Origin of the sequence: Salinivibrio siamensis (assembly GCF_001996005.1) — a bacterium.
In the GTDB taxonomy this organism is placed as follows: domain Bacteria; phylum Pseudomonadota; class Gammaproteobacteria; order Enterobacterales; family Vibrionaceae; genus Salinivibrio; species Salinivibrio siamensis.
The window spans coordinates 120129-131865 of the sequence record NZ_MUFB01000007.1; the positions used below are offsets into that span (position 1 = coordinate 120129).

The 11737-nt window shown below is 51.4% G+C and carries 10 protein-coding genes; 5 read left to right on the forward strand and 5 right to left on the reverse strand.

Translation table 11 applies throughout. The features are described 5' to 3' along the window. Position 1: 1 nt before the first annotated feature. Together BZG73_RS05595 and BZG73_RS05600 are read right to left on the reverse strand one after the other, a co-directional pair. Complete coding sequence (locus BZG73_RS05595) at positions 2 to 706, reverse strand: DUF3379 family protein (RefSeq protein WP_077667790.1); 705 nt, start codon at positions 704 to 706, stop codon at positions 2 to 4. Further along, positions 693 to 1211, reverse strand: a complete 519-nt coding sequence (locus BZG73_RS05600; RefSeq protein ID WP_046074910.1) for a sigma-70 family RNA polymerase sigma factor — start codon at positions 1209 to 1211, stop codon at positions 693 to 695. The genes BZG73_RS05595 and BZG73_RS05600 overlap by 14 nt, the downstream gene beginning before the upstream one ends. Before the next feature lie 484 nt (positions 1212 to 1695). Here BZG73_RS05600 and fadI point away from each other — a divergent pair, with 484 nt between their 5' ends. Together fadI and fadJ are read left to right on the forward strand one after the other, a co-directional pair. Then, positions 1696 to 3006: an acetyl-CoA C-acyltransferase FadI gene (gene fadI, locus BZG73_RS05610; RefSeq protein ID WP_077667791.1), complete on the forward strand. Its 1311-nt coding sequence runs from the start codon at positions 1696 to 1698 to the stop codon at positions 3004 to 3006. Next, positions 3006 to 5141, forward strand: a complete 2136-nt coding sequence (gene fadJ, locus BZG73_RS05615; RefSeq protein WP_077665883.1) for a fatty acid oxidation complex subunit alpha FadJ — start codon at positions 3006 to 3008, stop codon at positions 5139 to 5141. Before fadI ends, fadJ begins: the two co-directional genes overlap by 1 nt. Before the next feature lie 61 nt (positions 5142 to 5202). Here fadJ and BZG73_RS05620 read toward each other — a convergent pair whose 3' ends face one another. Then, positions 5203 to 7980: an insulinase family protein gene (locus tag BZG73_RS05620; RefSeq protein WP_077667794.1), complete on the reverse strand. Its 2778-nt coding sequence runs from the start codon at positions 7978 to 7980 to the stop codon at positions 5203 to 5205. Between the two features lie 142 nt (positions 7981 to 8122). Here BZG73_RS05620 and sixA point away from each other — a divergent pair, with 142 nt between their 5' ends. Further along, positions 8123 to 8614, forward strand: a complete 492-nt coding sequence (gene sixA, locus BZG73_RS05625; RefSeq protein WP_077578029.1) for a phosphohistidine phosphatase SixA — start codon at positions 8123 to 8125, stop codon at positions 8612 to 8614. Positions 8615 to 8659: 45 nt separating this feature from the next. Here sixA and smrB read toward each other — a convergent pair whose 3' ends face one another. Further along, positions 8660 to 9190 carry an endonuclease SmrB gene (smrB, locus tag BZG73_RS05630; protein WP_046074905.1) on the reverse strand — a complete coding sequence of 177 codons (531 nt, stop codon included), beginning with the start codon at positions 9188 to 9190 and terminating at the stop codon, positions 8660 to 8662. 120 nt (positions 9191 to 9310) lie between these two features. Between smrB and prmB the strand changes: the two genes are divergently transcribed. Both prmB and aroC read left to right on the forward strand, forming a co-directional pair. After that, positions 9311 to 10243 (forward strand): 50S ribosomal protein L3 N(5)-glutamine methyltransferase, encoded by a 933-nt coding sequence (gene prmB, locus BZG73_RS05635; protein ID WP_077606560.1) that lies wholly within the window; start codon positions 9311 to 9313, stop codon positions 10241 to 10243. Positions 10244 to 10419: 176 nt separating this feature from the next. Further along, entirely contained in the window at positions 10420 to 11493 is a 1074-nt protein-coding gene (gene aroC, locus BZG73_RS05640; RefSeq protein WP_077667792.1) for a chorismate synthase, read from the forward strand. On the opposite strand, the gene BZG73_RS16130 is transcribed toward aroC, so the two are convergent. Then, positions 11490 to 11737, reverse strand: a 248-nt coding sequence (locus BZG73_RS16130) for a hypothetical protein (protein WP_235606017.1), incomplete at its 5' end; no start/stop codon positions are given. The two genes, aroC and BZG73_RS16130, sit on opposite strands and share 4 nt — an antisense overlap.

Here is an 11737-nt window from a genome sequence, read left to right on the forward strand (position 1 = left end):
ATTAGATCGCTCTGGGGGTGAGTTGTTGTTGCAGTTGCTCGGCAATGGGGGCGGCAGCGCTTGTTGCCTCGCCGACCACGATCACGCTCGCCGATTGCACTGGACGGCTGATGGCTTGCATTTTGCCATCATTTTTCTGCGCGGGTGCCTGACTGGCAGACGGCACCACAAACACCGTATACGCTTGTCCATCCGTTTCCATCACCATGTGCAACGCATGGTGATCACCGAAACTACAATGGTTGATGTAAGTGACTTGGCCTGGTAGCGCATTAAAGGCCTTGCCAAACGGTTGTAACTTCGCATTGACTTGCTCAATGGTCGCCCCCTCGTTAATGCCTTCGATAAAAGCATGCTCGTGATAATAGTGCGCCAATGCCGTTTGATTAAGATCCAGCGTGGCACTGCCCCAGTTAAATTGACCGAGCGCGATGCCAAACACAAACGCAATAGAGGCCGCGATGGCAAGGTGCCAGCGAGGACGTTTTACCTGTTGCGCCACATCGGTGGTTTGTGAAAACAAAATTTTATCGGGCAAATATTCAGGCACCTCAACGCGAAGTGCCTGGTCGATTTTACTGTCCAACTCCGCGATATCGTCCGCATAACGCTGGTGGTAGGTGGACTCAGTTTTGGCGGCTTGCAACTCAGGATCGGTATCATAAGGGTCTGCAAGTAGGCGGCGGCGAAATTCAAGATCGTCCATACTGTTGGCCTCCTGAGGTTGCGGCGGTATCCAGTGCTTCTTTAAGTTGGGCGCGAGCGCGAAAAAGACGAGTCATCACTGTGTTTTTGTTCAAATCCAAGATTTGGGCGATTTCGTCGCCGCTAAAACCGGCAATTACCTGTAAGACCAAGGGCTCGCGATATTCCGGTGATAAAGCGGCAATCTGCCGGTGTAGCCAGCGTTGTTCCATGGACGCTTCTTCGCTGGGTCGCGTTTTGTCTTCCAATTCGCCATCGTCAATGTCCACATGGTCAAACTGCTTCCGTTCGAAGCGCCTCGCATTCTCTCGGCGCAAAATGGTGATTAGCCAGGCTTTGGCTGCCTTGTCATCTTGCAAGCTGTCTAACGAGCGCCAAGCGCGTAAGCAGGTTTCTTGCACCAAGTCTTCCGCGATATGCGGGTCTTTTGCTAACCAGTAGGCATAGCGGTAGAGGTCACGATGCCATGCGCGCACCAATGCCTCGTATCGTGCTTGTCGGGTCATACCGGATGAGCCTTTATCCATGGATTAGTCAGCCTATAAAGACCGAGTGATTTGTCATTTTATTTCATCTTAGGTGAAAAATCGGTACAAGTTTGATCTGTTTCAATATTAGAACCCGACAAGTCGGTAAAGTGACTCCTGTCGTTATCGGCCATGTGTCGACACTCGTGAGGTTGAGTGAACGGCGTTTCCTTTTTGAATGATATGACTTTCTGTTCGGATCTGGGTGCGGGAAAAGCACTGCACACTTCCCAGATTATCGTTTTGCTTTCCAATATTTTTGGGGCCTGCGTTCGCGCAAGGCCCCTTTTTTTATTTTTCTTTTTGCTTTTTCGTTTGTTTACCATGAACCATTGTGGTGACACGGGTAGCGGATCTGTGCGCCTGTTGGCAATCTTACCAATCAATTAAAACGGATGTTTTAAGCTGGTAACAATTTGGTTACACTTGTGGTCAGACCTGTAGAACATCCTAAGGAGCAGTGATGACGTCTCAGCAACACCTCAAAACCAGCAATGGTGATCGCATTGCTATTGTGTCTGGGCTACGCACACCCTTTGCCCGCCAATCAACCGCTTATACTGACGTGCCAGCGGTTGATCTCGGCAAAATGGTGGTACAAGAGATGCTCAACCGAAGCAGTATTTCCCCGAAAGACATTGATCAAGTGGTGTTTGGTCAGGTGGTGCAAATGCCTGAAGCGCCAAACATTGCTCGCGAAATCGTGCTAGGTACTGGCATGGATATTCACACCGATGCCTACAGTGTTACGCGTGCCTGTGCCACCAGCTTTCAGGCGGTCGCCAATGTGGCAGAGAGTATGGTTGCAGGCACTATTCAAGTGGGTATTGCCGGCGGGGCGGATTCATCATCCGTACTGCCCATCGGCGTTAGCAAAAAACTGGCGCGGACATTACTAGACTTGAGCAAGGCGAAAACCATGAGCAAGCGATTAAAGTTGCTCAGTAAGCTTTCAGTGAAAGATCTGGCACCGGTTCCGCCCGCCGTGGCTGAATATTCGACGGGGCTGAGCATGGGGCAAACGGCCGAGCAAATGGCAAAGTCGCATCAGATCCCACGCAAAGAGCAAGATGCGCTAGCGCTGCGCTCCCATCAACTGGCGAGCAAAGCTTGGGATGAAGGCTTGCTCAGCGATGAAGTGATGACGGCCTATCCCGAACCTTACAAAACATGGATTGCACAAGATAATAACCTGCGCCCCGACTCCACGCTGGAGGACTACGCTAAGTTGCGTCCTGCATTCGACCGTAAGCATGGCTCGGTCACAGCGGCCAATAGCACGCCGCTGACTGATGGTGCGGCTGCGGTATTAATGATGCCAGAAAGTCGCGCGAAAGCATTGGGTCTTGAGGTGCTCGGTTACATTCGCTCGTATGCGTTCTCCGCCATCGGGGTGGAAAAAGACATGCTGATGGGCCCTTCTTACGCCACACCACTTGCGCTTGATCGTGCGGGGATTTCTCTTGCGGACTTAACCTTGATTGATATGCACGAGGCGTTCGCTGCGCAAACCTTATCCAATGTTAAAATGTTTGCCTCTGACGCCTTTGCTCGTGAGCATTTAAATCGTGACCGCGCGATTGGTGACATCGATATGGATAAATTCAACGTGTTAGGGGGGTCAATCGCCTACGGCCATCCATTTGCCGCGACAGGCGCGCGGATGATCACCCAAACCTTACGTGAATTAAAACGTCGTGGCGGCGGATTAGCATTGAACACAGCCTGTGCAGCAGGTGGCCTAGGCGTAGCAATGATCTTGGAGGCAGAATAATGACCACAGAAACCCATCAAGCCTTTCATTTAACGGTTGCTGATAACCAAATAGCCTGGCTGACCATTGATGTGCCGGGCGAGAGCATGAATACGCTGCAGGCAAGCTTTGTTGAGGGCGTTTCCGCGGTATTAGACCAACTCGAAAACGATAAAAGCGTGAAAGGGCTAGTGATTCACTCTGGTAAGCCAGATAACTTTGTGGCCGGTGCAGACGTGCGCATGCTCGAAGCCTGTGACAGCGCCGAGCAAGCCCGCGATATTGCCGCGCAAGGTCAGGCTCTGTTTTCACGCATTGAAAAGCTTCCATTTCACGTGGTGGCAGCCATTCACGGCCCTTGCCTAGGTGGTGGGCTGGAGCTCGCGCTTGCCTGTCACAGCCGTGTGGCCACAGATTGGGATAAAACGCGCCTTGGCTTGCCAGAAGTACAACTAGGCTTGTTGCCAGGGTCGGGCGGTACACAGCGACTCCCTCGCCTTATCGGTGTGCCTGACGCACTCGATATGATGCTAACGGGCAAACAGTTACGCGCCAAAAAAGCGAAAAAGCTTGGTGTGGTGGATGACTGTGTGCCAGATACCGTTTTGCTCGACGTGGCCGAGCAGCTGGCGCAGAAATCGAAACCAAAACGCAACCGCAGCTGGCAAAGCTGGATGCTGAGTGGGAATGCGGTTGGGCGTAACATCGTCTTTGATCAAGCAGGCAAAAAAGCGCGAGCGAAAACCCGTGGTAATTACCCTGCCGCCGATGCCATTTTATCCGTGGTGAAAAAGGGCCTCGATAAAGGTTTGAAAGCCGGCTTTGAGGAAGAAGCGCGCCAGTTTGGTGAGCTGGTGATGACGTCGGAGTCTAAAGCACTTCGTAGCATTTTCTTCGCGACCACCGCGATGAAAAAAGAAAACGGTGCCGATGCAGAGCCCAGYGATATCAGTCGTATTGGTGTGCTTGGCGGTGGCTTGATGGGCGCGGGAATTGCGCATGTTTCGGTCGCAAAAGCGGGTTATCCCGTACGCGTGAAAGATGTGAGCGAAGATGGCATTTTGAATGCTCTGCGGTATAGCTACCAACTGCTGGACAAAAAACGCAAGCGTAAACAGCTCAGTAAGGCCGAGCTGCAAGCGACGATGATGCAGCTATCGGGCGATACACAGGCGACGACCCTCTCTAACTCGGATGTGGTGATCGAAGCGGTATTTGAAGATTTATCGCTTAAACACCGCATGGTGGAAGAGATGGAGTCCATCACCGAGAAGGACGCGATTTTTGCTACCAATACCTCGTCATTGCCTATCCACCAAATCGCTGAAGGCAGCCAGCGCCCGGAAAACATTGTGGGCTTGCACTACTTTAGCCCGGTAGAAAAAATGCCACTGGTGGAGGTGATCCCCCATAAAAACACCAGTGATAAGACGATTTCGACTGTAGTTAAGCTGGCGCGCCAGCAAGGTAAAACGCCGATTGTGGTCGGTGATAGCGCAGGCTTTTACGTCAACCGGATCCTTGCCCCTTATATGAATGAGGCCGCGCGCGTGTTGTTGGCTGGAGAAAGCATTGAGCATATCGACACCGCGCTATTGGACTTTGGCTTCCCTGTTGGGCCTATCACCTTACTTGATGAGGTGGGCATTGATATTGGCGCTAAGATAGCGCCTATCCTGACGCAAGAGCTTGGGGAGCGTTTTGAAGCGCCGGATGTTTTCGATGTGCTGCTGAATGACGACCGCAAAGGGCGTAAAACAGGTAAGGGCTTCTATCGCTACGATGCCAGCAAAAAAGGCAGCAAGGCTAAGCAGGCCGACAAGAAAGTCTACAGCTTGCTCAATATTACCCTTAACGCCCAGTTGTCCGGTCATGAGGTGGCGCAGCGCTGCGTATTGATGATGCTCAATGAAGCGGCACGATGCCTCGATGAGGGCGTGATTCGTTCTGCACGTGACGGTGACATCGGTGCGATCTTTGGTATCGGCTTCCCGCCGTTCTTGGGCGGACCTTTCCGCTATATGGACCATATCGGCATTGACCGTGTGGTCAACTTGCTCAACGAGCATCAAAATCGTTACGGTGAACGATTTGCTCCTTGTGAGCGCTTAACCGTGATGGCCAAAGAAGGGCAGGTGTTTTACCCCGAAAGCTAACCGTTAGCCAGCCAATGATAGAAAGGGCAGCCAGTGGCTGCCCTTTCTATTGATTGGGAGATTAGTCCTCACTACGCTGACATAAAGCGCGGAAGGCAGCGATATCCGCAATCGGATAGGCACCGTCTAGGTGTGCATCTTGTTGATGTTCTGTCCCGCAACTGTGCATGACTAACCTATCTGCGGTTCTCGGCTTGAGTGTATTGACCACAAACCGCACCATATCCGCGCGACTGAGTGTCGCCATCGCCTCTGCAACCTGCTCGCGACGTTGGTATTGATAGTCTTTGTTGCCAATACTGATCCAGTAACGTTGAGCGCGAGCTCGTAGGTTATTATCCGGCTCTCTCACTTGTGCCAATAAGCTTTGCTTGCTGCTTTGCCAGCTTGCCTCCGTCATTTCTAACAGCACCATGAAAAAAGCATTGAGAAAGTCGTCAATCGCTGCCATTAACTGGTTGGGGCCTGCCATGGGGGACTGCACATAAAAAATCAGTCCAGGGTGGCGGTTTAGCGGTAAGTTATTAGCACCAACCATATAACCTAATTGTTGTTTGGTGCGCAGTTCGTTGAAAAAAGTCGCCGACATCAGGTGGTTGGCCAAGGTGTAGGTCGCCACAGCTTGAGGGTCGGTCGATGAACTTTGGTAATACACTAGAAGCGCTGACTCAGCATGCGCAAGAGGGCGCTCAAAACTGACGGTACCGACGCCCTCAAGTAAGGTCAACGGACGCACAGACTCCTGATACTCTTGTCCTTTCACGCGCAAACTGTCTTTGACAGTTTCTGCTAAGGCCTTGGCATGATGGCGGTGCCAATTACCATACATAAACATATCGACATGCAAGGTGGCGAGCATGGCATCGACAAAGTCAGGTAAGTCACTCAGGGTCACCGTTTCCAATGCCGCTAAAAGGGCGTGATACGGTGGATTATTAGGCTGAAGCAGCCCGGTCATGCTGTTATATAATTGGCTCAGCGGCTTGTTCTTTTCTGCGTTTTCCCAGCTGCGTTGCAGCTGCGCTTTTATGGTCTCGAAGCGCTCAGGGTTGAAACTGCGCTGAGAGAAGGTTTTCAAGATAAGTTCGAGCAATAGCGGCTGCTTGTCATTGAAGCCACTGAGTGTCAGCGTTACCCCACCTTGGTGCGCGTATAAATTGTAATTTATTCCCGCAATTTCAGCCTGATAGGCTTGCTCATTTAGGGCTTCGAGCAACATTTCAACACTTAAGCGGGTCATGACAATGTTTTTCACCGTCGCCACGGCATGTGGGCTATCGATGGCGATATAGATGTGGCCTTTAGGCACGCGAAAGTGGGGTTCTTGGCCATGCCAAAGGCGGAAACCAGGTAGCGCTTCAATTAAGCTTGGTACCTCGCTGGCATCTTGCTCGATAGCCAGTGGATGCAGGGCATCGGCAATATAAGGGTTGGGGTCAGGCAGTGTCAGTGCCGGTGAAATGTAATCGGTTTTCCATTTGGCAATTTGTTGCGTAGAAAAGCGTTTCACCGCGTAGGGCGTGTGATACCAATCGGCGCACTGATCGTAACTTAGCCCTTTGGCAACCAGCATCACGCGAAGATTATCGACGCTCATATGTTGTAGCATGGCTTGAATCTGGTGGCGATCAAACCCTGTCATCATGTAGTCGCCATACAGAAGATCGGCTGGCGCATAATGCTGCATGTTCATCACCAAATGACTGACGGTATCAATGGGTCGGTGCGGGTCTTGGTAATGAAATGCCAGCTCTTGGACTTGTCGTTTTTCTTGATAACGCCAAGGTTGTAATCCATTGCGCCGAATGAGGGCAATGGCTTGAAAAACATAGGCAATAATGTCGTCGAGATGGCTAAGCCCTAATGGCGTCAACGAAAAGCCGAGGGTAAATTCACGAAAATCTCGCCCGCTGATCCCACCACCCGCAGACAAGGTGTTGATATAGCCCTTATTTTTTAATAGTGACATTAAACTCCCTGGCCCCTCATACCCCAATAAATGGGCAATGTAAGACAAAGGTTTAGTGCGGTATTGCTCGGGACTTTCAGGGACAGAAAACGCCAAGGTGAGCTTACGAACGTCTTTTAAAGGTTCAATGCTCACCCATTGATGCTGCTCATTTTTGGTGACCAAGGGCGCATTGATGGCAAGTTCGGGGTAGTGATGGTTGGCAATGGCGGAAAAATATTGTTTCGCGAAGCGCTCAAGCTCATCCAATGACTGTGGCCCAGTCAATGCCAGTGTCATAAGATTGGCGCTGTAGTTAGCTTGGTAAAAGGCGATGAGATCATCACGCACATTGGAATCATCGCGGTCCGCGAGCGTCTCGACACTGCCAACGGAGAACTTGGCAAATGGATGGTTGGGGTTGATGGTTTCTTTATGAACTTGATAGATACGTCGCACGTCGTCATTGAGCTTCATGCGATACTCGGCGTCGACCGATTGGCGCTCTTTATCCACGGCATCAGCATCAAAACGCGGTGAAATGAAAAATGCGCTGAAGCGATCTAAGCTCGCGGCGAACTGGCGGGGGCGAATATCGAAAAAGAAGGTAGTGTGTTCTGTGCCTGTCCACGCGTTATTATGGCCACCATGCTGGCTAATAAAGCGCTGAAAGTCACCGATGACGGGGTACTGCTCAGTCCCCAAAAAAAGCATATGCTCAAGAAAGTGGGCCAGCCCTTGTCGCTCGTCTGGATCGTGGAAGTGACCGACATTCACTGACAATGCTGCGGCACTACGATGCGCATATGGGTCATTCACCAATAAGACACGTAATGCGTTAGGAAGCGTGATATAACGGTAGTGTTTATGGTCGTTAGGGCTAACGTGCACAAGCATCTCACTATCAGAGTAAATAAGTTAGTAGTAAGTATGACTACCAGTGACCAGAGTCGCAAACCACTTATTTGGTCTTTTGCGGTTCATCTTGATAGCATGCAGCCAATCTTGGCATATGAATGTGGGTATTAAGGCGATGAAAGTAATCATAATGCGTCATGGCGAAGCGCAAGCATTTGCGGCCAGTGATAGCGACCGCGCGCTAACTGCCAATGGTGAACAACAAAGTAAACAGATGGCGACGTGGCTGAACCAGCAATTAGATGGAAAAGTGATTGATAAAGTGTTGGTGAGCCCTTACTTACGTGCGCAACAGACATGGCAGGTATGTGCGCCTTTATTACCCGATGCAAAAGAGGTGATCACGGAAGAAGAGATCACCCCTTATGGGCAAAGTGATCGTGTCTATGATTATGTCAATGCAATGATAGAGGTTGAGACGCTCGACGTGGTCTTGGTCGTCTCTCATCTGCCCTTAGTCGGATACCTCACTAACGAGTGGGTGCAAGAGGGGCAACCGCCAATGTTTGCGACCTCAGCCATGGCCATGATAGAAGTGGATGTCACGACCCATCAGGCGTCGCTGAGTGCGCATATGTCACCACGACAGCTTTTGAATCCGAAATAGATAAAGCGGCTTGATGCTGACCTGTTTCTTTAGCGACAGGTTGCTTTAGCGCTCAGGCACTTCAATCAACACCAGCAAGGCGGCATCCCCACCAAACTCACGCGGGGCTTGGTGAAACGCCATCACATTGGGGTGCTGTGCTAGCCACAGTGGAATTTTGTCTTTGAGTACGCGTTTACCAATCCCGTGCATTACGCTGGCGCAACGAATACCGTCTTTCACACAGGCCGCGAGCATCGCCCCCAGCTCTCGTTTGGCTTCTGTTTGGGTCATCCCGTGTAAATCGAGATAGATATCGGGCACATACACACCACGGCGAAGCCGCTTGACCTCGTATTTAGAGACATCCTGGCGGGCGTACTGCATCGGACCCGATTCACTGAGCAGCGGCTCGAACTCATCGGAAAAGTAAAACGCATGATCGCTACTCTGTCGCTCAAACTGACGTTGTTTGCGCGTTTTGGTCGTCTGGCGTTGTGGCGGGTTTATGGTATCCTGCTTCAACTTTTTTGCGCCTTTGACGGCATCACGGAATAGCGCCAAGTCCTCTTCCGTCATCGATGGTTTTTTGCTCATAAAAACTGTCCCCGAGGTGATGACCTGAATTGTACATTCAGCCAGCTCAAAATGCTGCTTATTGTACTGACCTCGCGTCAAAGGGCGACCCCCAATTGCATGAAGCCGATGGAGGCCAATGTGGATACGATTTTTACTGAAGAGGTGGTCAGCGAGTTACATACGCTGCAAGACATGCTGCGCTGGACCGTCAGTCGTTTCAATGCGGCAGGCTTGTTTTATGGCCACGGCACCGATAACGCGTGGGATGAGGCGGTACAGCTGGTCTTACCGACACTCTACTTGCCGATCGATGTGCCCTCAGAAACGCGCTTTTCGCGTCTGACCACCAGTGAAAAGCATCGTATTGTTGAGCGTGTCATTGCACGTATCAATGATAAAACACCGGTTGCCTATCTGACCAACAAAGCGTATTTCTGTGGCTTAGAGTTTTTTGTCGACGAGCGCGTGCTCGTTCCACGTTCACCGATTGGTGAGCTTATCCAGCAAGAATTCGCTGGCATCTTGCCTCACCCGCCTCGCCGGATTATGGATTTATGCACGGGCAGTGGTTGTATCGCTATCGCGTGTGCTTATGCGTTCCCAGAGGCAGAGATCGATGCGGTGGATATTTCCACCGACGCGCTGGATGTGGCTGAAATCAATATTCAGGATCATGGCTTGGAAGAGCAAGTGATCCCGATGCGATCGGATTTACTAAAAGATGTCCCGCACGATAAATACGACTTAATTGTGAGCAACCCACCGTATGTTGACGCGGAGGATATGGACGACTTACCGGATGAGTTTCGCCATGAACCTGAGCTGGGGCTTGCCGCCGGCACGGATGGCTTAAAGTTAGTACGGCGTATGCTTGCTAATGCCCCCGATTATCTCACAGAAGAGGGCGTATTGGTCTGTGAAGTCGGCAACTCGATCGTGCATATGCAAGAGCAGTATGGTCATTTGCCTTTGCACTGGATTGAGTTTGAAAACGGCGGTCATGGCGTGTTTATGATCAGCCGCCATGACCTCGTTGCGTGTGCCGATGAATTTGCGCTTTATCGCGATTAGCGGCAAGGCGTCTTTTCGACATAAAGCCAGCCTCGAGCTGGCTTTTTTATTCTCTATCACTGACAAGCGTTGCCTCATGCGCCTGGATTTTTTTTGCGTCTTTGGTTGCTTTATGGTTAATTGCTAACAAAGTACGCAAAAATACAACAATGCCGATCAGGCAAATAGAGGAAGGCATGGCAGGCAACACGATAGGACAGATATTTCGCGTCACGACCTTTGGAGAAAGCCACGGCGTTGCGTTGGGGGCGATTATTGACGGCTGCCCGCCGGGGTTAGCACTGAGCGAAGCGGATATGCAGCATGATCTCGATCGCCGTCGTCCCGGCACGTCGAAATACACCACACAGCGCCGTGAACCGGATGCGGTGAAAATCCTTTCTGGGGTGTTTGAGGGGAAAACCACGGGGACATCGATCGGGTTGATGATCGAAAACACCGACCAGCGCTCGAAAGACTACTCCAAAATCAAAGATGTATTTCGCCCTGGGCATGCAGACTATACCTATCACCATAAATATGGCATCCGCGATTACCGCGGGGGCGGCCGTTCATCGGCAAGAGAGACGGCGATGCGCGTGGCTGCAGGCGCGGTGGCTAAAAAATACCTCGCGCAAGTACATGGCATTCAAGTGCGTGCTTACTTGGCGCAGATGGGAGAGGTGACCATAGACACGGTCGATTGGGCGCAAGTCGAGCAAAACCCCTTCTTCTGCCCGGACGCAAGTAAGCTCGAGGAGTTAGATGCACTTATCCGTCAGCTCAAAAAAGACGGCGACTCAATTGGTGCCAAACTGACCGTGGTGGCGGAGAACCTGCCGGTAGGCCTAGGTGAGCCGGTATTTGATCGCTTAGATGCAGATATTGCCCATGCGCTAATGGGGATCAATGCGGTAAAAGGGGTCGAAATTGGTGATGGTTTTGATGTGGTGCAGCAGCGTGGCAGTGAACATCGCGATGAAATTCACCCTGAAGGGTTTGCCTCAAACCATGCTGGTGGCATTCTCGGTGGGATCTCTTCAGGCCAGCCATTGGTGGCACATTTAGCGCTCAAACCCACTTCGAGCATTACCGTGCCGGGCAAGAGTATTGATGTTCACGGTGAATCCGCGGATGTGGTGACGCGTGGTCGTCATGACCCGTGTGTGGGTATCCGTGCCGTGCCGATTGCCGAAGCGATGGTGGCGATTGTGTTGATGGACCACTTGCTGCGTCATCGTGGACAAATGGGCGAAAACCCCAGCACTTAACAGCGCGTTCTTCTCACGCGACAGACAAAAACCGCACTACGTTGTGCGGTCAGATTGCTGACGAACCCCGCCTTTTTAGGCGGGGTTCTTTTTGATAAGCGGCCGTAGGCCGCGATCGCGATATTTTTTGTTAGAGAGTGGTCGCTACCGACCAACGCCCAAATTGGCGGATAGAAGCCAATTTGCCTTATATCCGCCATGTTAAAGCCGCATTTTCTTAGATAGCTCACCACTAACGCTATCT